At 66.5% G+C, this 24,696-nt stretch carries 25 protein-coding genes; 20 read left to right on the forward strand and 5 right to left on the reverse strand.

All coding sequences use genetic code 11. The features are described 5' to 3' along the window. Nucleotides 1-106 precede the first annotated feature (106 nt). Complete coding sequence (locus tag B9A95_RS13395) at nucleotides 107-946, reverse strand: peptidoglycan-binding domain-containing protein (RefSeq protein ID WP_084047781.1); 840 nt, start codon at nucleotides 944-946, stop codon at nucleotides 107-109. Between the two features lie 104 nt (nucleotides 947-1,050). On the opposite strand from B9A95_RS13395, the gene trmH reads away from it, so the two are divergent. The 16 genes from trmH (at nucleotide 1,051) to B9A95_RS13475 (ending at nucleotide 16,165) form a co-directional block, all read left to right on the forward strand. Then, complete coding sequence (trmH, locus tag B9A95_RS13400; protein ID WP_084047782.1) at nucleotides 1,051-1,701, forward strand: tRNA (guanosine(18)-2'-O)-methyltransferase TrmH; 651 nt, start codon at nucleotides 1,051-1,053, stop codon at nucleotides 1,699-1,701. 102 nt (nucleotides 1,702-1,803) lie between these two features. Then, the gene (locus tag B9A95_RS13405) at nucleotides 1,804-2,379 is read left to right on the forward strand and encodes a TerD family protein (protein ID WP_084047783.1); all 576 of its coding nucleotides are present in this window, start codon (nucleotides 1,804-1,806) and stop codon (nucleotides 2,377-2,379) included. 102 nt (nucleotides 2,380-2,481) lie between these two features. After that, nucleotides 2,482-3,750: a VWA domain-containing protein gene (locus B9A95_RS13410; RefSeq protein WP_084047784.1), complete on the forward strand. Its 1,269-nt coding sequence runs from the start codon at nucleotides 2,482-2,484 to the stop codon at nucleotides 3,748-3,750. 6 nt (nucleotides 3,751-3,756) lie between these two features. Continuing rightward, a complete protein-coding gene (locus B9A95_RS13415; RefSeq protein WP_084047785.1) occupies nucleotides 3,757-4,476 on the forward strand; it encodes a hypothetical protein in 720 nt (239 codons plus the stop codon). A gap of 81 nt (nucleotides 4,477-4,557) precedes the next feature. Further along, the gene (locus tag B9A95_RS13420; RefSeq protein WP_084047786.1) at nucleotides 4,558-5,727 is read left to right on the forward strand and encodes a TerD family protein; all 1,170 of its coding nucleotides are present in this window, start codon (nucleotides 4,558-4,560) and stop codon (nucleotides 5,725-5,727) included. Between the two features lie 32 nt (nucleotides 5,728-5,759). Then, on the forward strand, nucleotides 5,760-6,341 hold the full coding sequence (locus tag B9A95_RS13425) for a TerD family protein (RefSeq protein ID WP_084047787.1): 582 nt from the start codon (nucleotides 5,760-5,762) through the stop codon (nucleotides 6,339-6,341). Between the two features lie 72 nt (nucleotides 6,342-6,413). Continuing rightward, the gene (locus tag B9A95_RS13430; RefSeq protein ID WP_084047788.1) at nucleotides 6,414-6,989 is read left to right on the forward strand and encodes a TerD family protein; all 576 of its coding nucleotides are present in this window, start codon (nucleotides 6,414-6,416) and stop codon (nucleotides 6,987-6,989) included. A 103-nt stretch (nucleotides 6,990-7,092) separates the two neighbouring features. After that, nucleotides 7,093-8,133 (forward strand): DUF475 domain-containing protein, encoded by a 1,041-nt coding sequence (locus B9A95_RS13435; protein WP_084047789.1) that lies wholly within the window; start codon nucleotides 7,093-7,095, stop codon nucleotides 8,131-8,133. A 264-nt stretch (nucleotides 8,134-8,397) separates the two neighbouring features. Then, nucleotides 8,398-9,429 carry an ATP-grasp domain-containing protein gene (locus B9A95_RS13440; protein WP_084047790.1) on the forward strand — a complete coding sequence of 344 codons (1,032 nt, stop codon included), beginning with the start codon at nucleotides 8,398-8,400 and terminating at the stop codon, nucleotides 9,427-9,429. Next, nucleotides 9,426-10,532: a phosphoribosyltransferase domain-containing protein gene (locus tag B9A95_RS13445; RefSeq protein ID WP_084047791.1), complete on the forward strand. Its 1,107-nt coding sequence runs from the start codon at nucleotides 9,426-9,428 to the stop codon at nucleotides 10,530-10,532. Before B9A95_RS13440 ends, B9A95_RS13445 begins: the two co-directional genes overlap by 4 nt. Beyond that, nucleotides 10,529-11,254: an HAD family hydrolase gene (locus B9A95_RS13450; RefSeq protein ID WP_139806782.1), complete on the forward strand. Its 726-nt coding sequence runs from the start codon at nucleotides 10,529-10,531 to the stop codon at nucleotides 11,252-11,254. Before B9A95_RS13445 ends, B9A95_RS13450 begins: the two co-directional genes overlap by 4 nt. Then, a complete protein-coding gene (locus B9A95_RS13455) occupies nucleotides 11,251-12,282 on the forward strand; it encodes a cysteine protease StiP domain-containing protein (RefSeq protein WP_084047793.1) in 1,032 nt (343 codons plus the stop codon). Before B9A95_RS13450 ends, B9A95_RS13455 begins: the two co-directional genes overlap by 4 nt. Nucleotides 12,283-12,421: 139 nt before the next feature. After that, nucleotides 12,422-13,288 (forward strand): AIM24 family protein, encoded by an 867-nt coding sequence (locus B9A95_RS13460; RefSeq protein WP_084047794.1) that lies wholly within the window; start codon nucleotides 12,422-12,424, stop codon nucleotides 13,286-13,288. 2 nt (nucleotides 13,289-13,290) lie between these two features. Beyond that, nucleotides 13,291-14,226: an HpcH/HpaI aldolase/citrate lyase family protein gene (locus tag B9A95_RS13465; RefSeq protein WP_084047795.1), complete on the forward strand. Its 936-nt coding sequence runs from the start codon at nucleotides 13,291-13,293 to the stop codon at nucleotides 14,224-14,226. A 96-nt stretch (nucleotides 14,227-14,322) separates the two neighbouring features. Then, complete coding sequence (locus B9A95_RS13470) at nucleotides 14,323-15,564, forward strand: 2,3-bisphosphoglycerate-independent phosphoglycerate mutase (RefSeq protein WP_084047796.1); 1,242 nt, start codon at nucleotides 14,323-14,325, stop codon at nucleotides 15,562-15,564. Nucleotides 15,565-15,634: 70 nt separating this feature from the next. After that, nucleotides 15,635-16,165, forward strand: a complete 531-nt coding sequence (locus tag B9A95_RS13475; protein WP_084047797.1) for a GNAT family N-acetyltransferase — start codon at nucleotides 15,635-15,637, stop codon at nucleotides 16,163-16,165. Nucleotides 16,166-16,197: 32 nt separating this feature from the next. On the opposite strand, the gene B9A95_RS13480 is transcribed toward B9A95_RS13475, so the two are convergent. Then, nucleotides 16,198-17,619 (reverse strand): aminotransferase-like domain-containing protein, encoded by a 1,422-nt coding sequence (locus tag B9A95_RS13480; protein WP_084047798.1) that lies wholly within the window; start codon nucleotides 17,617-17,619, stop codon nucleotides 16,198-16,200. Nucleotides 17,620-17,743: 124 nt separating this feature from the next. Between B9A95_RS13480 and B9A95_RS13485 the strand changes: the two genes are divergently transcribed. Both B9A95_RS13485 and B9A95_RS13490 read left to right on the forward strand, forming a co-directional pair. Beyond that, entirely contained in the window at nucleotides 17,744-18,961 is a 1,218-nt protein-coding gene (locus B9A95_RS13485; protein ID WP_084047799.1) for a benzoate/H(+) symporter BenE family transporter, read from the forward strand. A 95-nt stretch (nucleotides 18,962-19,056) separates the two neighbouring features. Then, a complete protein-coding gene (locus B9A95_RS13490) occupies nucleotides 19,057-19,626 on the forward strand; it encodes a hypothetical protein (protein WP_084047800.1) in 570 nt (189 codons plus the stop codon). A gap of 20 nt (nucleotides 19,627-19,646) precedes the next feature. Here B9A95_RS13490 and B9A95_RS13495 read toward each other — a convergent pair whose 3' ends face one another. From B9A95_RS13495 to B9A95_RS13505, 3 genes are all read right to left on the reverse strand, one after another. Beyond that, complete coding sequence (locus tag B9A95_RS13495; protein WP_084050726.1) at nucleotides 19,647-20,195, reverse strand: P-loop nucleotide/nucleoside kinase family protein; 549 nt, start codon at nucleotides 20,193-20,195, stop codon at nucleotides 19,647-19,649. Between the two features lie 448 nt (nucleotides 20,196-20,643). Then, nucleotides 20,644-20,853: a hypothetical protein gene (locus B9A95_RS13500; RefSeq protein WP_084047801.1), complete on the reverse strand. Its 210-nt coding sequence runs from the start codon at nucleotides 20,851-20,853 to the stop codon at nucleotides 20,644-20,646. A gap of 540 nt (nucleotides 20,854-21,393) precedes the next feature. Beyond that, entirely contained in the window at nucleotides 21,394-22,716 is a 1,323-nt protein-coding gene (locus tag B9A95_RS13505) for a transposase (protein ID WP_139806784.1), read from the reverse strand. A 220-nt stretch (nucleotides 22,717-22,936) separates the two neighbouring features. Here B9A95_RS13505 and B9A95_RS13510 point away from each other — a divergent pair, with 220 nt between their 5' ends. Together B9A95_RS13510 and B9A95_RS13515 are read left to right on the forward strand one after the other, a co-directional pair. Then, nucleotides 22,937-23,710 (forward strand): metallophosphoesterase family protein, encoded by a 774-nt coding sequence (locus B9A95_RS13510; RefSeq protein ID WP_084047803.1) that lies wholly within the window; start codon nucleotides 22,937-22,939, stop codon nucleotides 23,708-23,710. Nucleotides 23,711-23,750: 40 nt separating this feature from the next. Beyond that, nucleotides 23,751-24,683, forward strand: coding sequence for a DNA polymerase III (locus B9A95_RS13515; RefSeq protein WP_084047804.1), 933 nt, complete (start codon nucleotides 23,751-23,753; stop codon nucleotides 24,681-24,683). Nucleotides 24,684-24,696: the final 13 nt, after the last annotated feature.

Consider the following 24,696-nt stretch of genomic DNA (forward strand, 5'->3'; position numbering starts at 1 on the left):
TTTCTACGCTGAGAACGTTCCACAATTCAACCCGACCGGGTGAAGTCGGGCGGATAGGCTCCCGGGCCCGCTTCCGGGAGCTTTTTGCAGTGGGTGAGCGGAAGCGTCAGTCCCTGGCCTGAAAAGCCTTCGCCCCCTCGCTAAACAGCACGTTCCAGGTGATGCGGTTCACCCGGCCCGTGGCGGGCAAGCCGTTGGCTGTCTGAAAGTCCTGCACGGTCTTTGCGGTCACGGGGCCGTACCAGCCGTCGCCCTGGCCCTCGCGTCGGGGGCGCAGCAGGGAAATGAGGCGGTTTTGCACAGCCCGCACATCGGCCCCGTTGAGGCGGGGCGACTGGACCCCGAGTGTACGGGTGAAGGGCACCGGGGCCAGGGTGGGCTGCGGCGCGCTGGCCCCCTGGGGCGCTGGGGTCTGGGCGGCTGGGGAACCCGAGGGCGTGGCAGCCGGTTTGGGCGTGGGTTTTGGTGCTGGCTTCGGGGTGGATTTGGGCGCAGGGGTGGTCTGTGCTCCGCCGTTGCCCTGAGCTGTGCCCACCGGAGTGCCCGACGTATCGCTCTGCGCGGTGCTGCCCGGCGGTAGATCGAGGTAAGCCAGGGTTTGCGCGCGGCCTTCGGGGTCCGGCTGCAGGCGCAGGTACACGTAACCGCCGGGGGTCTTGACCCAGTTGTACACGCTGCGCTGCTCGTCGCGGCTGCGCCACACACCGTACAGCTCGCCGCCCAGCACCGAGCCGAGCCGCACCCGGGCCTGCTCCACGCTGCTGCTCACGCCCACGCATTTTTTCTGTGCTGTGCCCACTGCCGAGAAGCTGGCCGGGCAGTTGCGCAGTACGCCGTCGAGCACCTGCGCGGCGCGGGTGGCCGCCGTATCCACGTCCCGCCCGCCGGGTGCGGCGAGGGCGGGCGGCGTCAGCAGCAGGGTGATCAGGACAGGAAGGAACTTCATGGTGTAGTGCTACCACGCGCAAGCTGACGGGGGCTGAGCGGTGGGCGCCAGAACCTTAGGCCCTGAAAGTCGGTGCCGGGAGTTCATGCGCTAGGCTGCCCACGATGACGCCCGAACGGTATGCCAAGATTCGGCGCGTGCTCGCGCGGCGGCAGCCGACGCTGACCGTGCTGATGGACGAAGTGAACAAGCCCCACAATTTCAGCGCCATCCTGCGCACCTGCGACGCGGTGGGCGTGCTGACCGCCCACGCCGTGCCGCCCAAAAGCGGAGCCCTCCCCACCTTCGACGCCACGAGCGGGAGCGCCCACAAATGGGTGGGCGTGCAGAAACACGCGGACGCGGTCACGGCGGTGCGGTCGCTGCAGGAAGGGGGGGTGCAGGTCCTGGCCACACACCTCTCGCAGCGCAGCGTGGACTACCGCGAGCCCGACTACACCCGGCCTACCTGCGTGCTGCTGGGGGCCGAGAAATGGGGCGTGTCCGACGAAGCCGCGGAGATTGCCGATGCCAATATCGTCATTCCCATGTTTGGAATGGTGCAGAGCCTCAACGTCTCAGTGGCGGCTGCCACCATCTTGTTTGAGGCGCAGCGGCAGCGGTTAAGCGCGGGGATGTACGGTGTGCCGCAGATCTCACCGGAGGAGCTGGAGCGCCTGGCCTTCGAGTGGGCCTACCCGGACCTCGCGCCCAGTTACCGCGAGCGGGGCGAAGACTACCCGGCGCTGAGCGAACACGGCGACCTGTTGCGCTAATGCGGCCTCATGCGCCTAAGGGAACTCCGGTTACACTGGCCGCGTATTCCCCTTCGGCGCAGCTGTTCACATCAACGCCACCCCAACAAGGAGGAAGTCAAAATGCCCGTATCCCTCACCAAAGGCGGCAACGTCAGCCTCAGCAAGGAAGCCCCTGGCCTCAAGAAGATCAACGTCGGCCTGGGCTGGGACACCCGCCGTACCGACGGCGCGGACTTCGACCTGGACGCAATGGTTTTCCTCGTCAACGACGCGGGCAAGGTCCGCAGCGACTCGGACTTCGTGTTTTTCAACAACAAGCAGAGTGCCGACGGCACGGTCGTCCACCAGGGGGACAACCGCACCGGCGCGGGCGAGGGCGACGACGAAGTGATCTCCATGGACCTGGAGAAGATGGCCCCCGATGTGCAGAAGATCGTGGTGGCCGTGGTGATCTACGACGGCCAGAACCGCCGCCAGAACTTCGGTCAGGTGGAAAAGGCCTACGCCCGTGTGCTCAACGGCGATGGTGGAGCCGAGATTGCGCGCTTCGACCTGACCGAAGACGGCGGAACCGTGACTGCCATGATCTTCGGCGAGGTCTACCGCAACGGCAGTGACTGGAAGTTCAAGGCCATCGAGCAGGGTTACGACGCAGGCTTCGAGGCCCTGGTCCGCAGCTACGGCGTCAACGCCTGAGCGGTGATGGACTGAGCAGTGAAGGGAAGTCCAGCGCCAGCCTGCGGGTGGGGCGCTGGGCTTCTCTCGTCCTGATACGTCTTCCTCCTGAAAGAGCGGAAAATGATCCTTCAAGCCGGTGAAAAACGTAAATTCTCAGACGTCGGGTTACCCACCCAGCTCACCGTGACGGTGACGCACGGGCAGGACGGCCTGGACGTGAGTGCCTTTAGCCTCAGCGCCGAGCGCAAGATGCTGGGCGACGAGTACATCGCCTTTTACAACAACCCACGCACGCCTGACGGAGCTGTCTCAGCGCGACTCGGACCGCGTGAGGCCACCTTTACGCTCGACCTGACGCGCCTGGCATCAGGGGCTGAGCGGGTGATGTTTACCGCCACGCACGACACGCTGCCGCTGCGGAGCGCGCCGCAACTGCTTGTGCAGGTGGGGAGCGTGACCTTCGACGCCCGCCCTGCGCTGGGCGACGAGAAGGCCGCCATGCTGCTCGAGCTGTACCGGCACGGCGGCGAGTGGCGCGTCGGCGCGGTAGGCCAGGGCTTCGCCGGTGGCCTGGGCGATCTGGTGAAGTATTTCGGCGGTGAGGTGGAGGAGGCAACTGCCCCGCAGAGCCCACCTCCGGCCCCCGCCGTCAGCCTGAAAAAACAGGCCCAGGTGCGGCTGGACAAACAGATTGCCGAAAAGGCCCCGCAACTCGTCTCGCTCGTCAAGCAGGCGGAGGTCAGTCTCAAAAAGCGTGGACTGGACGAACACACCGCGCGGGTGGCCCTGGTGCTGGATATCAGCGCGAGCATGAGCAGCCTGTACCGCTCTGGCGTGGTGCAGCGGGTGGCCGAAAAGACGCTGGCCCTCGCCAGTCGCTTCGACGACGACGGGCGGATGGACGTCTTGCTGTTTGGGCTCAATGCCCACGACGTCGGTGAAATCGGGATCGAGGGCATCGGGGGCGCGGTGGACGGGCTGCTGCGCCGCCACGCACTGGAGGGAGGCACCATGTACGGCAAGGCGATGGACGCCGTGCGCCGCCACTACTTCGGCCCCACGCAGCAGCGCCGTCAGCCCCTCGCCCAGCCCACGCCGGTGTACGTCCTGTTTATCACCGATGGCGAGACCTTTGACAAGCCGGTGGCGGAAACGCAGCTGCGCGACGCGAGCTTCGAGCCCGTGTTCTGGAAGTTCGTGGGCGTGGGCAAGGAACGCTTCGAGTTTCTACAAAAGCTCGACGACCTGACCGGGCGCTATGTGGACAACGCCGACTTTATCCAGGTGGCCGACATCGACCGCACGCCCGACGCGCAGCTGTACGAGCTGTTGCTGCAGGAGTACGACACCTACCTGACGGCGGCGCGCGGGCGGGGTCTGCTGCGCTGAGGCGAGATGACCACCCCGGCGCACGAGCGAGGGCGCAAGCTGATTCAGCTGTACCGCCGGGGCGTGGGCGGCGAGCGCGAGAACGCGGGCCGACTGCTCGCCACCCACCTCCGGGCGCACGATCTGACCCTCTACGACCTCGACCCCAGCCTGCCCGTGAGCCAGGACGTGCGGGCGCTGGAGGCGTGGCGGGAAAGTGCGGCGCTGCTCGTCAAACTTGGCACCCCTGAGCAGGACGAGGTGTTGACGCAGCTGGTGGACGCGGAGGACCTGACGCAGGCGGAACTGGAGCGCGTTCTCGCCGCCACCGATCTGGAAAAACTGGTGCGCCTGCGGGCCGAGGGCTGGGCGTACAGTGACGCGCTGGAGGCCGCCGACTTTGAGCGGGCGGGGCAGGGCCTGACTCCAGCGGAAGTCCTGCCACACGCCGGCCCGCTGGCCGAGCGGGTCCGCGCCGCTCTACGCGAACGGCACGGCGCGCTGACCCGGCCCCAGCGCCTGCTGAGGGCGGCGAACCCGCTCACAGCGCACCTCTTCCTCGGCTTTGTCGAATCTGTGGGGGGACGTGGCGCGAGGCTCACGGAAGACGGCGTCTCGGTGCGCCTCAGCCCCGATCAACTCGCCCGCGTACGGACCTTGATGGCGACGTACGGCGAGGGACTGACGCAGCAGGCGCTGCGGCAGGCGGAGGCACTGGCCCTTGAGAAAGGCCGCGAGCATCCGTAACGGTGGGCGAATGTGCGGCGAAAGGGCCACGGATGACGCGGTAGTGTATAGGGACGTCAAATAGCGCGCGAAAGGGGGAATATGCAGACATTCCAGGCGGGACAGCGGGCGGCCCTCGCCAACCTCACGCCGCACACCACCCTGACCCTGCGTGCCCGGATCAGCGGCCCGGCACCCGAGTACGACCTGATGCTGTTTGGACTGGACGCCGGGGGGCAACTGAGCGATGACCGCTACATGGTCTTTTTCAATCAGCCCCACAGCCCCGAGGGGGCCCTGAGCATGCAGAGCGGCGGGCGCGGCGAGAAGGTCTTCACGCTCGATCTCGCCCGCCTGCCCGCTACGGTGCGTCGCCTGACGCTGGCCGCCACCGTGGACGAGGGGGCTTTTAGCGCCATTGACCACGCGGAAGTCACGCTGGGTGGCCGCGACGGTCCCCTCCTGACCTTCCGCGTGACGGGCCGCGACTTCCAGGCGCAAAAGGCCGTGATGCTGCTGGACGTGTATTTCAAGGACGTGTGGCGCGTTGGGGCGGTGGGGCAGGGCTTTAACGGCGGGCTGGAAGCGTTGGTCAAACATTTCGGCGGTGAGGTGAAACAGACGCCACTGGGCCGCGCGCCTGCTCCACCGCCCCTTCCGGAGACCCCTCCACCCCCAGCTCCACCCAGCCTGAGCCTGCAGAAGATCACGTTGGACAAGCCAGGCCAGAGCACCCGCCTCTCGCTGCGCAAGTCGGGTCAGCAGGAGCCCATTCACGTGAACCTCAACTGGGACCGGGGCCGGAGCTTGATGCGCGCCGGGGCAGACTTGGACCTGGGCTGCATGTACCTGATGAATGACGGCGAGCGCGGCGTGATTCAGGCGCTGGGCAACCATTTCGGCAGTGACCGCTTCGGGCCGTACATCCTGCTCGACAAAGACGACCGCACGGGAGCCGCCAGCGACGGCGAGAACCTGGTGATCTACCGCCCTGACCTGATCCACACCGTGCTGGTCTTCGCCTTTATCTACGAGGGCACCAGCGACTTTACCCGCGTGAATGGCCGCCTGACCCTGAAGGACCCCGGCGGCAACGAGATCACCGTCAAGCTCAGCAACCCCGACATGCGCCGCGTGTTTTGCGCCATCGCCAGCGTCGAGAACATTGGCGGGGAAATCAAGGTCACCAAGGAGGAGCGCTACTTTCACGGCCACTCCGAGTGCGACGAACACTACGGCTTCGGCTTTCAGTGGCGGGCCGGCAACAAGTAACCCTCCCCCTTTCCCCCTTTCAAGGAGACCCTATGGCCCTCAGTCTGCAAAAAGGACAGCAGATCAGCCTCATCAAGGAAGCCGGACCCTCGCTTAGCACGGTGCGGATGGGGCTGGGCTGGGACGCGATCAAGAAAAAAGGACTCTTCGGCTTCGGCAGCAAGTCGGTGGACGTGGACCTCGACGCCAACGCGCTGATGTTCGGCCAGGACGGCCAGCTTATGGACGTGGTGTGGTTCCGGCAACTCCAGAGCAAGGACGGCTCGGTGCGCCACAGCGGCGACAACCGCACTGGCCAGGGCGAGGGCGACGACGAGACCATCACCGTGGACCTCGCCCGCCTCACTCCTGGCGTCACCACCATCATCTTCTCGGTCAACAACTACACCGGCCAGGACTTCGGCCAGATCGAGAACGCCTACTGCCGCCTCGTGAACGTGCAGGGTGAAAAGGAAATCGCCCGCTACAACCTCTCCGCGCAGGGCAGCCACAGCGCGATGATCCTGGCAAGCCTCAAGCGGCAGGGGAGCGACTGGGCCATGACGGCCATCGGCACCCCCTCGCGTGGCCGGACCTATCAGGACAACCTGCCCGACATGCGCCCATACCTTTGATCCCTCCCCTTCCCGCCGCCTGGAAGCTGGCGGCTCTCCCTCCTCCCCGCTCTCCCGAAAGGACGTGACCCCATGGCCCTCTCCCTCCAAAAAGGCGGCAACATCTCCCTTACCAAGCAGGACGCCAACCTGACCCGCATCGTCGTGGGGCTGGGCTGGGACCCGCGTTCCACCGACGGGCAGCCCTTTGATCTGGACGCCTGCGCCTTTCTGCTCACGCCCGCCGGGCGCGTGCGCGGGGACCACGACTTCATCTTCTACAACCAGCTGCGCAGCGCGGACGGTAGCGTCGAGCACACCGGCGACAACCGCACCGGCCAGGGCGAGGGCGACGACGAGAGCATCAAGATCAACCTCACGGGCGTGCCAAGTGACGTCGAGAAGGTGGTGATCAGCGTGACCATCGATCAGGCCGAGCAGCGCCGCCAGAGCTTCGGTCAGGTGGGCGGGGCCTTTATCCGCATCGTGAACGAGGACACCGGGCAGGAGATGACCCGCTTCGACCTGGGCGAGGACTTTTCCACGGAGACCGCGGTGATCTTCGGCGAGGTCTACCGCTACAGCGGCGAGTGGAAGTTCCGCGCCGTGGGGCAGGGCTATGCGGGCGGCCTGGGGCCACTCGCACGCGGCTACGGCGTGAACGTCTAGAGTTGAGCGGTGAACCGTCACCCGGCCCTCTCTGTGCGGGAGCCGGGTGACGGGTGTGCTTTTGGCGGGGAACTTCTTCCCCGCCCGGCGCGTAGGGAGACTGATGATTGCAAAAGAATTTGGCTTCGCCTTCGGCGTGACGGTCGTTGCGCTGATTCTGGCGTTCTGGTTTGGCCTGAGCCACGGTGGCCTCGCGGTGGCCCTCAACTTCCTCGTGATTGCCGTGGTGCTGGGCGTGATGGAGGTCTCGCTCTCCTTCGACAACGCCGTAGTCAACGCCTCGGTGCTCAAAAACATGTCCGAAAAGTGGCAGCGCCGCTTTCTGGTGTGGGGTATTCTGATCGCCGTCGTCGGAATGCGGCTGATCTTTCCCATCGCCATCGTGTCGTTGACGGCGGGGCTGGGTTTCGGTGAGGTGGCGAACCTCGCGCTCAACAATGCCGAGCAGTACGCGGAATACCTGGAACATTCGGAGGTCGCCATCAGTGCCTTCGGTGGCGTCTTCCTGCTGATGGTGGCGCTGAACTACCTGATGGACCCGGAAAAAGACGAGCACTGGCTGGCGGGTTTTGAGCGGCGGCTGGCGGGCATCGGCAAGCTCGACACCATTCAGGCGATGATCGCGGGCCTGACGCTGCTGCTCGCCACGCATTTTCTGGTGGCGCCTGCCGAGCAGTTGACCGCGCTGACGGCGGGCATGATCGGCCTGTTGCTGTACCTCGGCATGAACGCCATCGGCAACCTCTTTGACGCCGATAACGTGGCTGCGAAGGCGGGCGCGGCAGGCTTCTCGGCCTTTATGTACCTGGAGGTGCTGGACGCCTCGTTCTCACTGGACGGCGTGATCGGGGCCTTCGCGGTGACCAAGGAAGTGGTCATCATCGCCGCTGGGCTCGCCATCGGCGCGGTGTTCGTACGCTCGCTGACGCTCTTTCTGGTGCACCAGGGCACGCTGGCGCAGTACCGCTACCTGGAGCACGGCGCGCACTACGGCATTCTGGCGCTGGCGATCATCATGCTGCTGTCCACCAACCGGCATATCCACATCCCCGAACTGGTCACCGGCCTGATTGGCGTGGCCTTTATCGTGCTCTCCGTCTGGTCCAGCATCCGGGCCAACCGCCGTGAGGCGCTGGGCAACTAGCGCCTCACGGCGGTTGGGGGGCCGGAGGCGAGAGCTGTCCGGCCCTTCACCTTTGGCCTCGCAGCGTCGTGGGACGGCCGGTACAACCCGCAGAGCGGAGGATCTTCCCAGACGCTCGAATAAGGATTCCGGTGGATTGGCTATTTCATCACTGATGGACCCGAGTGGAGCGAGCAGGAACAACGGTGTCGGAGAGGCGTGGAACCACCGAAGCGAAGCGGAGGGGATGTAGCGAATTATCCGGAAAACCTATAATACCTTCACATGCCCGCTTCCCCCACCGTCTGGTTTACCAAGAACATCAGCCCCACCCTGCACCGCGTGCGCGAGGCGGCCTCCCGTTACCCCACCCTCGCCAGCCACACCTCCGCCGACGCGGGGTATCTGGGGGCGGCGCAGGAGGCCTTTTTGGAACCGGTGGGCATCGGGCCGGAAGCCTACCCGGACTACGCGCTGGAGGTGGTGCGGCGGCGGGGCGTCGGGGCCGTGGTGGGCGGGCGGCATGTGGCCCACCTCGCCGCCCACCGCGCGGACTTCGAGGCGCTGGGTTGCCGCCTGATCGTGGCAAGTCGGGAGCCGGGCACCTTCGAGCGCTGTGAGGACAAGGCGCGCTTCTACGCCGATTTCTCGGGGCGGCTGCCCATGCCCGAGACCCGGGTGGCCCACACATGGGAAGAGCTGCTTGCCCACGCTGGGGAACTGGAGGCGCGGCACGGCTCGGCCTGCTTCAAGCCCGCGCGGGGCATCTATGGCCACGGCTTCCGCATCCTGACCCGGGAGGACAGTCTGGAACGCTTCTTTTCCGGGGACCGTCTGCAGCTGAGCCACGCGGCGGCGGAGTTGCTGCTGAAGGACCAGGCCCTCCCGCCCCTGCTGGTAATGGAGACGCTGCCCGGTCAGGAATATTCGGTGGATGCAGTGGCCCACAGTGGCGCGCTTCTCGCTGTGGTGGTGCGGCGCAAGGTGGGCGGGTTGGGCAATGTGCAACAGAGTGTGTCGTTGCCCGAGCTTGAGAGCTACGCGGCGCTGCTCGCCCGCGAACTGCAGATGGACGGCCTCTTCAATGTGCAGTTCAAGGAAGACCGGGACGGCCAACCGAGGTTGCTCGAGGTGAACGCCCGTGCAAGCGGGGGGCTGGCGATCAGCGCGGCGCTAAGCGGCCTGAAGTTGGGTCTGATTGAGCTGGAAGCCCACCTGGAAGGCCGGACTGGGCGGCAGGCCTTCGTCCCCGGCCGCCGCGTGACCGATGCCCGCGAGGTGCTGGAAGTCGGCAGGGTAACGGAGGTGGCCGGGTGACGGTGGGAGGAATGCAGGCGCTGACCGCTGATCTTCCCGCTGGTCGCCTGACACTCCGGGCCCAGGGTTGGCCGCTGGAGGAACTGCTGGACATCGGCCTGCGGGAAAATCCGCGCCGTCCCTTTCTGCTCGTGTCCCGGGTACTGGGCAAGCACCTCCCCACTGACCCACGCGTCATGCGGACGACCCATCAAGAGCTGGCCCGGCAGGTGATCCCAGCGCTCGGCGGTCCCTGGGCCCTGGTGGGGATGGCCGAAACGGCAACGGCGCTCGCCGAGGGCGTGGGTGAGGAGCTCTCGGCGCTGACCTCCTGGCCCGGCCTGATCGGCATGACCACACGCTATGGGTTGGAAGGGCGCGAGGCGCTGAGCCTGGAAGAAACGCACTCGCACGCCTCGCAACTGCGGCTGTACCGCCCCGGCCCAGAATTGGCGCCCAAGCTGGCACGCGTGACGGACCTGGTGTTTGTGGACGACGAGGTGACGACGGGGCGGACCCTCGCTCGGCTGGCTGCCTCGCTGCGGGCTTGGCTACCCCAGCTGGCGCGGGTCCATCTCGTAACGCTGGGCGACTTCTCGGGAGGGCAGGCGGCTCCTCTGCTGGCTGAAGGCGCGCAGGTGTCCGTTCAGGTTCACGCCCTTGCGACCGGAGAGCTGACTTTCACACCCCACGGGGACTGGACCGCCACCCTGCCCGACGTGGAGGCCCGCTTTGCTCCGGCCCCCCTCTCAAACCATGCCCGGGGCTGGCGGCGGGCGTCGGTCACTCCCTCGCCTGCGCCGCCCTTCTCTTCCCGGCCCGGTGAGCGCCTGCTCGTGCTGGGAACGGGCGAGGCCATGTACCGGCCCTACCGCGTGGCCCTCGCGCTGGCCGAGAAGGGAGCGGAGGTGCGGTTCATGGCGACCACGCGTTCACCCGCTCTGCCTTTTGGTTGCCTGGGTGAGCGGCTGGAGTTCCCCGACAACTACAGCGAGGGCACGCCCAACTACCTTTACGCTCCCCATCCCGAGCGCTACAGCCGACTTCTCCTCCTGCACGAGACGCCCGCGCCTCCCGTCCTGCCCGGCGAATGGCCCAACCTCACGGCCGCGAGACTGCCGTGACCCTAGGAACCCTGCTGCTGCTGGACCTCGACGACACGGTGATGCTCAGTCGCCGCAAACTGAATCCGGCGGAGCATACGGTGTCGGCAGTGGACGCGGCTGGGGAGGCGCTGTGCCACTCCACGGCGCAACATCTGGCGCTGCTGGAGCGCTTTCGCGACGCCCTCGTGGTGCCCGTGACTGGGCGTTCGGAAGCGGCGATGGGGCGGGTGCGCCTGCCCTTCTCCTCCTACCGCGTCCTCGACCACGGCGCAACAGTGCTGTATCCGGACGGATCCCGGGATAAGGTCTGGGACGCGCGGGTGGGAGCGGGGGAGGACCTAACGGAACTGACTGCCGAGCTTGAGGCCAGATTCTCGCCCATGGCGGGCTACCGCGTGTTGCCCCTCGAAACCCGTGCCGGACCGTATGGCCTTTGCATCAAGCACGCTGAGCGCGGGCCCGAAGCGACGGCGCAGGCAGCAGTGGCCCTGCGCGAACGCGCTTCCACTCTGGGCTGGAGTTTTCTCAACGCTCCCGGTGCGCCCAGCCTCGTGCGGCCCGGCGTGGGCAAGCGTGAGGCGTGCGTGTACCTGCTGGAACATCTGTGTCCGGACCGGACCAGGTGGGTGGTGTTCGGCGCGGGGGACGCCCTCTCGGACGTGCCCTTTCTGTCTCTGTGCGACTTTGTGGTTATGCCGGGACAGAGCGCCCTCATGCAGGCCCTTGGGGGGGTGGAGTGAATACGGCCACTCCGCCCCCCGGTCATACGTGGCGCGCCAAGGACGTCACCCTGCATCTTGTCCACGCCTCACCCCGGTTGGTGACACGCGCAGAAAAGGAAGCGCTGATCGGGGGTGGCGTGAGCTACGGCGAACTGCTTGAACGCGAGGAAGCGCCGAGCGACATCCAGCAGCAGGCCTACGGGGACGCCCTGACCCGAACCGGGGCGCGGTTGGGGGCACAACTCGCCTCCCTGGCCGCCCACCTCGCGCGGGACGGCGGCCCCGTCACCCTCGTCAGCCTGCCGCGCGCCGGGCTGCCCGTTGGGGCGGTGCTGGTGCGGGTGCTGCGCGCGTGGAGCGTAGATGCCGAGCACCACAGCGTTTCTATCGTGCGTGGCGTCGGGGTGGACCGCGTGGCGCTGGACGCAGTGGTGGCGCGGCGGGGTATGCCCGGCCTGGCGTTTGTGGACGGCTGGACTGGAAAGGGCAGCATCCGGGACACGTTGCGGCAGACGCTGCTAGGCCACCCGGCCGCGCAGGCTCCCCTCGCCGTGGTCAGTGATCCCGCGCACGCCGCAGACCTGGCCGCCACCTTTGACGACGCGCTGCTGCCCCACGCGGCCCTCAACTCCACCGTGAGCGGCCTGCTCTCTCGGACCTTTCTGGTGGATGGAGGCAGACACGGGGCCGTGACGTGGGGCCACCTCGCCGCACAGGACGTGACGAACGCCTACCTGGACACGCTCACCCGCCTGACCCTGGCCGCCATGCCCACGCCGCTTCCCACGCACCCCACCGGACCGGACCCGGCCGCCCTGGCGCTGGAACTCGCCCGCGTGCCCGGCCAGCCTTTCGATGCCAACAAGGTCAAGCCCTCGGTGGGCGAGGCCACCCGCGTCTTTCTGCGCCGTCACCCGGCCCGGCTGCTGGTGCGGCGTGGGGAGGACCCGGAAGTGGCGCATCTGCTCGCGCTGGCGGCAGTGGGGGACGTGCCTGTGGAGGTGGTGCCCACCTTGCCTTACCGGGCGGTGGCGGTGGCGCGGTAGGGCTTCCCATCCGCCGGGAACGCCAGCCTGCCGGAACACGTAAGGGGGAAGAAGCAAGCCTGCGAGAAGCCCTGACTTTCATCCCTCATGATGGACGGGGACGCCTTCGGGCTGCGTCCCACCTCTCCAGGAGTGACCCATGGAAAAACGACGCGAGAACATCAAGCAGCTCGACACCGCCACCGGACGGGGCGTGACCTTCACCACCTTCGAGAGCCGGGTGCAACCCCACGACCTGTACGAGGCGGACATGTACTACGCTGCCGACAGGCTGGGCATGCGGCCCCAGACCTTGCGGATTGACCTGCAAAATGGTGGAGCGCTGCTGCAGCCGGGGGCCTTTCAGTACAGCCGCGGCAACGTACGGATGCAGAGCATCAGCGGCTTCCAGGGCGCGTCTGGCGGTCACGGAGGCATGGGCAGCGGCGGAGGGCTGGGCGGGCTCCTCGGCGGCGTGGCGCGCATGGCGATGAGCCGCATGTCGGGTGAGAGCAGCGCCCGCAACCTGTTTCAGGGCAACGGGTACGTCTGGACCGAGCCGACGTACAAGCACCTGATCATTGGGGAAAAGGACACACCCCACGACAGCTATCTGCTCGACGATGGGGCCTTCTACGCCTGCGAGTCGGGCCTGGACGTGTCGCCGCGCATGATGCTGGACGCCCGCGCCTTCGGCGGCAACGGCCTGGTGCAGCCCGAGCTCAAGGGAACGGGGTACTTTGTGCTGGAAAGCCCCGTGCCCTTCGAGGAAATCGAGATCCACTCCCTGCAAAACGACGAGATGCGGGTAGACGGCGACCTGATCCTGCTGTTTTCCAGCGGCCTGCACTTCAACATCGAGCGCTTCGACCGCGGCTGGATGTCCACCGCCCGTTCGGGTGAGGGCATGATCTACACCCTGACGGGCAGCGGCGTGGTGTGGCTCACCCCTACCGCCCAGGCCGCCCGAAAGCAGGTCAACGCGGTGCCCGGCGCAACCCCCGATTCACTCCAGGGCCAGCATTGAGCTTGCCCTCCTCCTTCGACCCGCTGCGCCTGGGGGCCAGCCTCTACGTGCCCGCCACCCATCCCGACCTGCGCGAAATTGGTACAGGGAAGCGGTATCCAGCCCTGCGCAGCGTGATTGCCTGCACCGAGGACGCCATTCACCCGCGGGACCTTCCCCTCGCGCTGGAACGTTTGGCTGAAGTGCTCCCCAGTTGGAACCTGCTGGGGGGGCCGCTGCGCTTTTTGCGGGTGCGCAACCCGGCCATCCTGGAGGCGGTGCTGGGCCTGGAGCAGCTGGCTGGCCTCACCGGCTTCGTCATCCCCAAAGCCACCGCTGCCAACGCCCGCGATTATCTGGGCCTCCTCGGCGCCGCCTCGCCCCACGTCGCCATGCTGACCGTCGAGACGCGAGAGGTCTTTGGGTCTGCTGATCTGGAACGTCTGCGCGATCTGGTGCTGGAGGGCGGATACAACGTGCCGGTGATTCGCTTTGGTGGAAACGATCTGCTCAGCGCCCTGGGTTTGCGCCGCACCCCCGGCCTCACCGCCTACGACACGCCGCTGGGGACCTGGATCGACCGGGTGGTGGGCGCGTTCGTGCCCTGGGGCTTTACCGTTACCGCGCCCGTCTACGAGTGGATGGACGATCCCACCACCCTTGCCCTTGAGGCCGGAATGGATGTATCGCGCGGCCTGATGGGCAAAACAGCCATCCACCCCGCCCAGATTGGGGTGATCGAGGCCGCCTACTGCGTCGAACCCGGTGCCCTGGAGCAGGCCCGCGCCATCCTCGCCGAGGACGCCCCCGCCGTCTTCAAACTGGACGGCGGAATGTGCGAACCCGCCACCCATATGCGGTGGGCCCTGAATACGGTGCGCCGCGCCGAGGTATACGGCGTGCGGAAGGCAGGATCCCTCCATATGGCCGAAAACAGATGGCAACTGGCGGAAGGCTAATGGCCAGAGGCCAAGAACCAAGGGCTCAGGGCTGCCCACTCCCCCTGCCTGCTCAAAGCTGACCGCCGGCAAAAGTGCAGGCGCTACAGTACCTGCATGGACCTGATCGACACCATTCGGCCCCTCGCCAAGAAGACCCCAAGCAAGATCCTGATGGTGGTCCTCGACGGCGTGGGCGGTCTGCCCCTCACCGTAAACGGCGAGACCGAACTGGCGGCGGCCAAGACGCCCAACCTCGACGCCCTCGCTGCCGAGTCGCAACTGGGCCTTGCAGAACTCGTCGGCGCGGGCATCACGCCGGGCAGCGGCCCCGGTCACCTCAGCCTCTTCGGCTACGATCCGCTGAAGTACGTCGTGGGGCGCGGGGCGCTCTCGGCGGTGGGCATCGGCGTCAAGCTCAACGCGGGCGACGTGGCTGTGCGCGGCAACTTTGCCACTCTGGGCGCTGACCGCATCGTGGTTGACCGCCGCGCTGGGCGACCCAGCGACGAGAAGAACGTGGAGGTCGTGGCAAAGCTGCGCGCCGCCATTCCCGAAATCGACGGCACGCCCGTCGAAATCTACACCGAATCCGAGCACCGCTTCGTCGTGGTCTTTCGGGCGGGTGAACTGAACGAGGCCGGGCAGGGACTGGGCGCGAACATCAGCGACGTGGACCCCCAGGCCACCGGCGTGCAGCCCATGCGGGCCGTGGCCCACGATGCCGTCAGCGAGCGCACCGCCTTCTTGGTCAACACCTTTGTGGACCGTGCCGAGGTCGCCCTGCAGGGCGAGCCCGAGGTCAGCGGCGTGCTGTTTCGCGGCTACAGCGACGTGCCGCACTTCCCCTCCTTCGACGACATCTATCAGCTTCGCGCGGCGTGCATCGCCTCCTACCCTATGTACAAGGGGCTCGCCAGCCTGGTGGGTATGGACGTGCTGAACGTGGAGGGCGAGGAAGACGCGCTCAACGGCAAGGTGGCGGCGCTGGAGCAGGGCTGGGCCGAGTACGACTTTTTCTACTGGCACGTGAAAAAGACCGACTCGACGGGCGAGGACGGGAACTTTGAGGCCAAGGTCAAGAAGGTGGAACTCTTCGACGCCCTGCTGCCCCGGTTGCTGGCCCTGAAGCCGGACGTGCTGTGCATCGTGGGCGACCACTCCACACCCAGCAAGCTCGCCAGCCACTCCTGGCACCCGGTGCCCCTCCTCATCCGCAGCGATTATGGCCGCAAGGACCTGGCGAGCCGCTACACCGAGGAGGAAGCCCAGCGGGGCAGCCTGGGCCTGCGCCGGGGCACTGAGATCATGCCGCTGCTGATGGCGAACGCGCTGAAACTGAACAAGTACGGGGCGTAAGGCGGCAGGGGGCGAAGGGCAGGGGCAGAGCGCCAGTAAAGCCCTCTGCCCTCTGCGCGTAAACTCCCGTATGCCCCTCGCCCCCACCCTCCACACCGAACGCCTCATCCTGCGTGGTCATCAGGAGGGCGATCTGGACGACTGTGTTGCCCTTTGGAGTGATCCGGACGTGACCCAGTACACGACGGGCGCGCCACTGCCCCGGCAGGATGTATGGCTGCGGCTGCTCCGCCACCCCGGTCACTGGGCGGTGCTGGGCTTCGGCTACTGGCTGGCCTTCGAGCGGTTGACGGGGCGCTTTGTGGGTGAGGTGGGAGTGGCCCGTTTCAAACGCGACCTGCTGGCCGATCTGCCGGAACTCGACCCCCTGCCCGAGGCAGGCTGGGTCTTCATGCCCTGGTCCCACGGGCAGGGCTTCGCCACCGAAGCGGTGCGGGCCGTGCTGGCGTGGCGGGACACCTCGGTCACGCCGCCCGGCACCTTCTGCATCATTCAGCCGGAAAACGCGGCGTCCCTCCGCCTGGCCGCGAAAGTCGGCTTCCAACCCTATCAGACGGCGGGCCATTCGGGGCGGGACTGGCTGGTGCTCATGCGGCCTTGAGCGGGTGCTGGAAGGAACCCTGTGCACCCCACCTACGCCAGCCGCTCGCCCGGTCCCCGCTCCCGGAACGTCTCCCACGCCGCCCTTAGCCGGGCCACCGCTTCGGGCAGTTGCTCTGGCGGCAGGGTAAAGGGCAGGCGCAGGGACGTGTCCGGCAGTTCGCCGGTGCCCATCGAAGCTCCGGGAAAGAGCCGCACGCCGAAGCGGTATGCGAAGTGGGTAAAGGCGGTGGCGTTGCGGGTGGGAAGCTGGACCCATAGGAACTGTCCGCCAGGTGGTGGTGTGAACGTCCACTCGGGCAAATGCTTGCGTAGGAGGTCCACCAGTGTGTCGCGGGCGGTGATGACGGTTTCGCGGCGCTCCTCACGCAGGGTGTCCAGATCGCGCAGCAGGTTCAGGGCGATCACCTGGCTGGGGAGCGCCGAGCCGAAGTCCGCAAGTGTCTTGGCTTGCACCAGTGCGGGCAGCAGGGATGTCGGGGCGCGCAGCCACCCCAGACGCAGTCCGGCCCAGAACAACTTGCTCAGCGAGCCGACATTGATGACCGTGCCCTGCGGTGCAAAGGTGGACAGGCGGGGCGCAGTCGTGCCCCCGAAGCCGAGGTCAATGAGGGTGTCGTCCTCGATGGTGGGCAGGCCTGCGTCCGTAACGAGTGCGGCGAGACGTTCGCGCATCCGGGGGGGAATGACGGTCCCCGTCGGGTTCTGGAAGGTGGGCGTGAGGAAAACGAGGCGGGGACCAAGCGGCAAGGCGGCGTGCAGACTGTCGGGCGAGACGCCTTCCGGCCCCAGCCGCAGGCCGCGCAGCTCGGCTCCTGCGGCCCGAAAGGCGTCAATGGCCCCGAAATAGGTGGGGGTTTCCAGCAGCGCGAGGTCCCCCCGACCCAGAAAGGTCTGCGCGATCAGGGTGATGGCCTGCTGGGCACCGCTCGTCACGATGACCTGCTCGGGGGTGGTGGGCAGCCCCTCACGGGTGTAGAGCCCGGCGAGAAACACCCGCAATTCCGGCAGGCCCAGCGGGTAATACGCGGAGTCGGCAAACGCCCCCGCACTCGCCTGCTCCAGGCGGACACGGTGGGCCGGGGTCAAGGTGGGCACGGCGATGGTGAGGTCCAGCAGATCGGCCTGCCCCTCGCCTGAAAGGGTGCTGGCAGGCACCGGGCTCCGCAGCGCGAGCAGCGCGGCCTGACGGGGCGCAGTGGGTGAGACGTGGGTGCCGCTGCCCTGTCGCCGCGTAACCCAGCCCTCACCTGCCAAAGTGTCGTAGGCCGTGACCACCGTGCTGCGGCTGAGGTGCAGCAGTTCGGCCAGTCGCCGCTCGGCGGGCAGGGCGTCGCCTGCCCGCAACTGGCCGTCCCGAATGCAGTCGCGGAGCGCCCCCGCAAGCTGGGCATAGCGCGGCCCGGGCTCTTTGCCCCAGCCCATCAGGAGTGCCGACCAGCGCACGCGGTCCATGTGGCACAGATTAGCAAGCCAATGCGGGAACAGGTGGACAAGACAAGCAGTCCAATTCCCTCCCAATTGCCTCTTTTGGACTGACGCAGCTTAATCCAGACTGCGCACAGCCTTGGAGGTGCCCATGACTACACCCGCTTCCCTCACCCCTCGCCCCGCCCTGCATACGCTGTTGAGGGACGCTACACCCAGCGCGTTTCTCAGCGGCCTGATCGCCATCCTGATTGGCTGGGCCGGGCCGAATGTGCTGATCTACGCGGTGGCGCAAAACGCACACCTCTCCCAGGGCACCGCGATGTCTTGGCTCTGGGCCCACGCGGTGCTGTGCGGGGCCGGCAGCGTGTATCTCAGCCTGCGCACCCGGACGCCCATCTTGCTCACATGGTCCACGCCGGGGATCGCCTTTCTCCTCACGGCGCTGCCGGGGACGCCCTTTCCGCAGGCGGTGGGGGCCTTCCTGATCTCGGGGGTTCTGGTGCTGCTGCTGGGCACCTTCCGGGCCCTCACCGGACTGATCGCGCGTATTCCCCCCCACCTCGCTGCCGCGCTGAACGCCGCCATCCTGCTGCCCTTCGCCTTCAAGGCCGTGACAGCCCTGGGCGCGCAGCCCGTGCTGGTGGGCGGCATGATGCTGGCCTTTTTCGCCTTGCGCCGCCTCGCGCCGCGCTGGGCCGTGGCGGGAGTGCTGCTCGTCGGCATGATCCTCAGCGCCGCGCTGGGCCTGCTGCATCCCGCGCCCGTCTCCTTTGCCCTCACCCGCCCCGAGGTGGTCGTGCCGCAGTTTACCTGGCAGGCCGCCGTGAACCTGGCGTTGCCGTTGACGCTGCTCGCCTTTACTGGGCAGTTCGTGCCGGGCTTCGCGGTGTTGAAGACTGCGGGGTACATGCCCGAACCTGCCCCGATCATCCGCACCTGTGGCGGCCTGAGCCTGGGCGCCGCGCTACTGGGCTGTCACAACCTGACGCTCGGCGCGATGATCACGAACGTGGTAATTGGCCCGGATGCCCACCCCGACGCGGACAAGAGGTATACGGCGGGCGTGTTCGGGGGGCTGATCAACGTCCTTTTCGGCTTGTTCGCCGGGACATTCCTGCACCTGATGGGTCTGCTCCCCGCAGAGGCCATCGCCGCCCTGGCCGGGTTGGCCCTGCTGAACGCGATGGGCAGCGCGCTTCAGGCCGCCCTGCGGGAAGCGCCCGGTTCACTGGCCGCACCCGTGGTCCTGGCCGTGACCCTTTCTGGCCTGAGCCTGCTGGGCATCGGGGCAGCGTTCTGGGGCATCATGGCAGGGCTGGGCGTCCACTTGGCTGAGCGGCAGCGCTCCCGTGAGGCCCGAGCGTGAAGGTTGTGCCGGGGGCCCTTTCAGGCGGGCGTCAGCTCCGAGAGGCACGGTAAGAACAAAGACGCGTCCACCGGGACGTGCAGGAGGTTTTTTCCGTGCGTAGCCCCTTTTTTGCCCTGGCGCTCGGACTGGGCGCGGCCGGTGCGCAGACGGTCAGCGTCAATATCAGCGCTGGCGTGCAGTTTCCCCCCGCCGTCCAGACCGCCGCCAATCTCGTAAATCTGCTGAGTCAGGGCGTGCAGGTCACGTTCCTGAACGAGGCGGCGCAGCCCGTCGCTACACTCAATTCGGGTGGCGGCATCGTGGTCAAGTCCACTGTACCCACCGCCGGCCACCTCACCAACGTGCAGGTCATGACGCCCATTCCGGGAACTACCCAGGCGATTCGTGAGGTCTACCCGCTTGCCCAGCCCATCGCGCTGGCCCAAGTGACGTCTCCCCGGACCGTTCAGCCCCTCTCCACGTCCACCACTCCGGCCCGCCCTGTGGCCCCCGTCACTGCCCAGAGCATTCAGGTCAAAGCCGCCGACGGCCAGACCCGGCCACTGACGGGCGTTATGGGACGTCAGGCCGCGTGGGCGCGTGAGGGGCATCCCCACGGTGGCCCTCCCGGCCTGCAGAAAAAGCCGGGCAAGATGCCGCCTGGACAGAAGAAAAAGGGGTAGTCGGCAGAGGGCGGAGCGCTTCACGTCATAGGGACGGGGGCGCTCTTCATCGTATTCGCCTGTACCCACGCCCGGGCTGTTTCTTCCGGGTCTGGGCACGTCGTATCCAGGCGCAGGAGTGGCCCGTTGAGTTCCAGTGGGGTCCAGCAGGCGCTGGGAGGCAACTCGGCGTGATCGAAGGGCAGGTCAATATGGGGCCGGGCCCCAGAGGTCACGCGCTCCGTGTGTCGCCGCCGAAGTTCGTCCAGCGGAGCCTCGCAAAAGACCTGGAGGAGCCGCGCCTCACCTGCCAGCGCGTGAATTTTCGCTTCGCTCACCCCCCGGTGAAAGTGCGTCTCCAGCACGGCGCTTCCTCCCGCCGCCAGTACCACCGCCGCTACGCGATACAGCAGCTCAAAACTGAGCGGTCCAGCCTGGGTGTGGCTTAGGTCCGGCAGGTGACGGTGCAAGATTGCCTTGTAGTCGTCTTTCGTAACCAGTGGCCAACCCAGCCAGGGGGCGAGTTGTGAGGCGAGGTGCGTCTTGCCGGAAGCGGGCAGGCCGGAAATGACGAGCAGGGTGGGGGACACGTCCGCGAGCATAGAGGGCGGACTTGGAGCGGCCATCCTCCCAAAGCTGGAGGACTGCAGCGCGGAGGGAGAAACACCCGCCCGGCCAAGACGGCCGGACGTCCCTTCAACAGAGAAAAATACCCGAATCTGCGCGTTACCGGGTGGTGTTTGGGCTGTTCCGCTGCATCCAAAAGCTGGACGAAAGCCATCTAAACACAGAAATGCCATCTGGGTGCGTGTTTTCCGGTTGCATACCCGTTCCTCCAGTAGATGGGCCATGCCCACCTGCCCGGCTGACCCTGGAAAATTTCACCGTCCCTGACGCGAACTGCCCGGGGCGGTCCTGCCTGGAGGTCACATCGGGGCTGAGAAACACCGATCTGGCCCTGCAGACGCAGACTTTTGTTCTGTGTTCCAACGGGGAGAGGTTTCAGGGTCGTGACGCACCCTGGCGGTGGATGAAGGGTCAGAGGACGGTTTCGAGGTTGTCCTGATTCCGGGTAAAGGACAGACTTGTGCGTACCAAGTGGGGCAGTTTCAAGCGGAGCGTGGCGTGGAAGCCCCCGATATGCTGCGTTCCTTCAATGCGGTGGAGTGCTCCAAAGACGACCTCCTTGTCGGCAGCCAAGCGGTCTGTGTGCCAGACCGCAGCCAGGTAGGGCGAAGGCTTTGCCACAGCCCAAACGTGCCCAGGGCGTTTCTTTGTCCACAACAGCAGCCGACAATGCGTCACGTGGCCTGGTCCATCGCCAGCCAGATCCAGAGGCGTCGGTCCTGACAGTCAACGAACGTGCATAACTCATCGCATTCCAGCACCAGCTTCGCTGGTGCTGGAATGCTCAAGCTTTTTTTAATGCAGGTTTCTCCTGATGAATGCCGTGAGGAACAGTCTTCTTCAGTTTTTGGAGGTGCAGGCGAAACCACGAGCGACTGGCCCCAGTGACCCGGCAGACTCCGCGGTGGGAGAGGCGCCCGGTCAACAACTGGTCAACTTCGGCTTCTTTTTCTGGCGAGATCCGTTGCCAGTTGGGGTTGAGCGTGAATTGGTGAGGGATCTCGCCGCAGAGGGAGCGCCGCCTGCCGGTGTGGGCATGCCCATTTTTACGGTGTGGACGCCACTGCACTGCGGGCAGATGGGGTCGTTCACGCTCCGTGAAACACCTGTCATACGCCGGAAGCCACGATATTCAAACTGCATTTGAAAGGCGGACAAAATTCATTGAGGGCCGAGAAGCCTGTCTATGACGGTTTTTTCGGATGGATGTTGCATCGATTGGCGGGTGGTGTGCCGGGTGAGGTACGCAGCGCACAAGCGCTGTCGTCCCAGCAAGATGGTCTTCTTGCCCGGTGGTCGATTCTTGTGGGGGACAGCGCCACCAAGATGAGCGAGCAGCTTCACTTCCGGTGTCTCTACCGTCTCGCCGAGGGTGAAGACAAAGGCAGCGGCGAGCCAGGCCATGGCGACCAGGGTGCGCAGCGCTTCGAACTGCAGGACACGAACCTGTTCCCATCCCAGCGCGGTTTTGGTCCAGGAAAAGACGTCTTTGGTGCTCCAGCGTCTCAGGTACAGTCGCACGACCTGCCCGGCGTGAACGCCGGGCGAGACGGGCAAGCTGGTGAGCAGGGTCCAGCCCTGTTGTTCGCCTTTGGGCCGTGTGGGGAAGTGCAGATGGAGCGCGTGCACTTGGAGTTTGCCCTCGTCCACCCAGATCTCCTGCGCCCGGCGCTCCGCTCGGGTCGGCCGCCAGCTGGGCTTCCCCTCCCGCAGGACGGGGCGGGACATCGCGAAGGTGTGTGATACGGGAGCAAGCTGCAGCGCAGCTTGCAGGGCCCGGTTTTCCCCCGTGGGCTGCAGACGAACGCGCCGCTCAACATGCTGTGCACGAATGACGAAATCGACCTTGAGCCGCCTCCGTCGCTTCAAGACCTTCAGGTCATCGAAGCCCCGGTCCAGGACAAAGATGATGCGCACCACACCCACTTCGCGCAGTGACCGCGTGATCTGCCTCAACGCTTCGAGCACGACCGCGTTCTCACTCAAAAAACCAGGACTCCGCGTGCTGTACGTGCGGTGATACAGCAGGCTTTGACGCCCGTCGGGCGTCAGCGCGATGGCGTTGAGGGTGTGGTATCCAGGAACGAGGTTGCCCTTCAGATCCCGCACCACATCCAGATGTTCCAGTTTCTGACTGTGGGGCTTGCGGAGGTCTGAGCCATCGAGAATGACCACCACTTCCGCCTCGCCTGCGACACGCTCTGCTCCCTGGGTCTGGAGCTGCTCGGTCAACGTCTCCGCATTCAGCTCGGTCCGCTGATTCTGGTGATGAATCAACCGTCGCAACCGGCGCTCAGCATGGGCGGTCACACCCAGCGCGGGTGTGACCCGGGCCATCTGCCGTACCCGTGTTGACCCACTCGCCAGGATCCCAGCGACCGCGCCGCAGAACCCCGCAAAGAGCCGTCGATCACCAAACAGACTCCGATACGGCTGGACAAAAGCATCGAGTCCAGCCACTTCCACCGGCGCTGACACCCTCATCCCCTGAATATGCAGACTTTTGTCCGGCTTTCAAACTGCATAACTTGACTTCCCGTGCATTCCACGCTATTCTTTTGGACATCACCGCCCAGAGAGGCGGCTTTTTTGTTGTTCTGTTTCGGTGGACCTCCACCGCCACTACGTTGAACTGGGGGAAACGGCATCCTGATCCGTTTCCCGTGGTTGCCCCTGATAGGGGAGATGTGGCCCCGGTTACACCATGACCCGCTATGATGCAGGGGTGCGGCTACTGCTGCTTTCTGACATCCACGCGAACTATCCGGCCCTGGAGGCCGTGCTGAAGGACGCCGAACCCCGGCACTTCGACGCGGTCGTTCATCTGGGCGACGCGCTGGGCTACGGGCCCTTTCCGCGTGAGGTTCTGAACACCCTGCGGGACATTGACGCCACCTGCCTGCTGGGCAACCACGAGCAGATGCTGTTGGAGTACGCCGACAACCGCCGTGAAAAACGCGACAGCGTGGTATCGGCCCCCCTGCTGTGGCAGCTGGCGCGGCTGTCCAAGCTTGACCTCGCGCTGATCCGCGGCTGGCGTGATGGTGTGGACGACCCGGCCCTCGGAGCGCGCTTCCGGCACGGCACCCCCGTCAGTCTGGACGTGTACACCGACTCGGTACCGGCGGCGCGCGACGCCTTCGCGCGCTGGCAGGGCCGTCTGGGATTTGTGGGCCACACCCACGTCGCGGCCGTTTACGCCACCCTCAACGCGCCGGTGGGCGAGTGGATCAAGGTGCAACCCTTTCCTGAGGGCGGCAGCTATCTGGTGCCCCCCAGCGCCCGCCTGATCCTGAACCCTGGCAGCGTGGGCCAGCCCCGCGACGGCAACCCGAACGCCAGCTACGGCATCTACGACAGCGCGCGTGGCCTCTTTGAGGTGTTCCGGGTGCCCTACAACGTGGAGCGGACCCAGGAGGCCATCCTCGCCGCTGGTCTGCCGCCAGTGTTGGCGACGCGCCTGGCCATCGGAAAATGAGCTGGGGGGGAACACGGGGCGCGCCGACGCCCCGGCGGCCGTGACGGCCGCCCTGCTCCACGGGCCCCTGCTGGAACAGACCGGCAGTTTCCGGGGCAACGCCCTGCTGCTCACCGGGCCCGCCCAGGTGGGCAAGCGGGACGTGGCCCTCGCGGTGGCGGCGCAGCACAACTGCTCCGGCACGCGCGGGGTGTACGGCGAAGCCTGCGGAACCTGCCCGTCTTGCCGGGCGCTTGCCATGGGGGCACACCCGGACCTCCTGACGGTCGAGCCCCGTGCCACGACGACCACGGGCAAGGCGGCGCGGCGCAAGATCATTCCCATCGGGGTGATCCTGGCGGGACGTGACAAGAACCGCGAGTACGAGACGCACGTGTTCGAGTTCCTGGAGGTTCGCCCCACCTTTCGCCGCAGGGTGGTGGTGGTTGCTGGGGCTGAATACCTCGGGCCTGAGGCCGCCAACGCCCTGCTGAAGCTGGTGGAGGAGCCTCCGCACGGCGCACTGTTCGTCTTTCTGGCCGAGGACCTGCGCGCGGTGCTGCCCACCATCGTCAGCCGCAGCGCCCGTCTCGGCGTGATGCCTGCCCCGGACCGCGCCCTGGAACGCGCACTAACGCTGGCGGGGGAAGCGGCAGACCCCGAACTTATCGCCTTCGCAGCCGGGCGCGCGGGCGTGATGGCCGAACGCGAGGCCGTACGCGGCGCCCTGACCGACGCCAGAGAGTTCACAGACACCCTCGAAAGCGGCCTGTTGCCCGCCCTGGACGCTGCTGGGGCGCTGGAAAAGAACTGGGATGCCACCTGGCACCCCGAGGCGCTGCGTTTCATCTGGCGAGCCCGCCCTCCGCACGAACGCGCACGCGCCGACGCCGCCCTTGAAGCGTTGCGGGCAGCCCTGGAAGCCTACGCCAACCCCAGCCTCAGCTTTCAGGTCTTTGCCCTGCGCGTGCGGGAAGCGTTTGGACTCGGGTAGTTCGGATGGCGGC

The sequence above is a fragment of the Deinococcus hopiensis KR-140 genome, assembly GCF_900176165.1.
GTDB classification, from domain to species: domain Bacteria; phylum Deinococcota; class Deinococci; order Deinococcales; family Deinococcaceae; genus Deinococcus; species Deinococcus hopiensis.

What these genes read in the sequence shown, in the direction of transcription:
- B9A95_RS13415 (WP_084047785.1), top strand. Translation starts at nt 3,757, where the DNA reads ATGACCACCCCGGCGCACGAGCGAGGGCGCAAGCTGATTCAGCTGTAC.
- B9A95_RS13460 (WP_084047794.1), top strand. Translation starts at nt 12,422, where the DNA reads ATGGAAAAACGACGCGAGAACATCAAGCAGCTCGACACCGCCACCGGA.
- trmH (WP_084047782.1), top strand. Translation starts at nt 1,051, where the DNA reads ATGACGCCCGAACGGTATGCCAAGATTCGGCGCGTGCTCGCGCGGCGG.
- B9A95_RS13395 (WP_084047781.1), bottom strand. Translation starts at nt 946, where the DNA reads ATGAAGTTCCTTCCTGTCCTGATCACCCTGCTGCTGACGCCGCCCGCC.
- B9A95_RS13405 (WP_084047783.1), top strand. Translation starts at nt 1,804, where the DNA reads ATGCCCGTATCCCTCACCAAAGGCGGCAACGTCAGCCTCAGCAAGGAA.
- B9A95_RS13420 (WP_084047786.1), top strand. Translation starts at nt 4,558, where the DNA reads ATGCAGACATTCCAGGCGGGACAGCGGGCGGCCCTCGCCAACCTCACG.
- B9A95_RS13485 (WP_084047799.1), top strand. Translation starts at nt 17,744, where the DNA reads ATGACTACACCCGCTTCCCTCACCCCTCGCCCCGCCCTGCATACGCTG.
- B9A95_RS13425 (WP_084047787.1), top strand. Translation starts at nt 5,760, where the DNA reads ATGGCCCTCAGTCTGCAAAAAGGACAGCAGATCAGCCTCATCAAGGAA.
- B9A95_RS13475 (WP_084047797.1), top strand. Translation starts at nt 15,635, where the DNA reads ATGCCCCTCGCCCCCACCCTCCACACCGAACGCCTCATCCTGCGTGGT.
- B9A95_RS13435 (WP_084047789.1), top strand. Translation starts at nt 7,093, where the DNA reads ATGATTGCAAAAGAATTTGGCTTCGCCTTCGGCGTGACGGTCGTTGCG.
- B9A95_RS13430 (WP_084047788.1), top strand. Translation starts at nt 6,414, where the DNA reads ATGGCCCTCTCCCTCCAAAAAGGCGGCAACATCTCCCTTACCAAGCAG.
- B9A95_RS13505 (WP_139806784.1), bottom strand. Translation starts at nt 22,716, where the DNA reads ATGAGGGTGTCAGCGCCGGTGGAAGTGGCTGGACTCGATGCTTTTGTC.
- B9A95_RS13470 (WP_084047796.1), top strand. Translation starts at nt 14,323, where the DNA reads ATGGACCTGATCGACACCATTCGGCCCCTCGCCAAGAAGACCCCAAGC.
- B9A95_RS13410 (WP_084047784.1), top strand. Translation starts at nt 2,482, where the DNA reads ATGATCCTTCAAGCCGGTGAAAAACGTAAATTCTCAGACGTCGGGTTA.
- B9A95_RS13440 (WP_084047790.1), top strand. Translation starts at nt 8,398, where the DNA reads ATGCCCGCTTCCCCCACCGTCTGGTTTACCAAGAACATCAGCCCCACC.
- B9A95_RS13510 (WP_084047803.1), top strand. Translation starts at nt 22,937, where the DNA reads ATGACCCGCTATGATGCAGGGGTGCGGCTACTGCTGCTTTCTGACATC.
- B9A95_RS13480 (WP_084047798.1), bottom strand. Translation starts at nt 17,619, where the DNA reads ATGGACCGCGTGCGCTGGTCGGCACTCCTGATGGGCTGGGGCAAAGAG.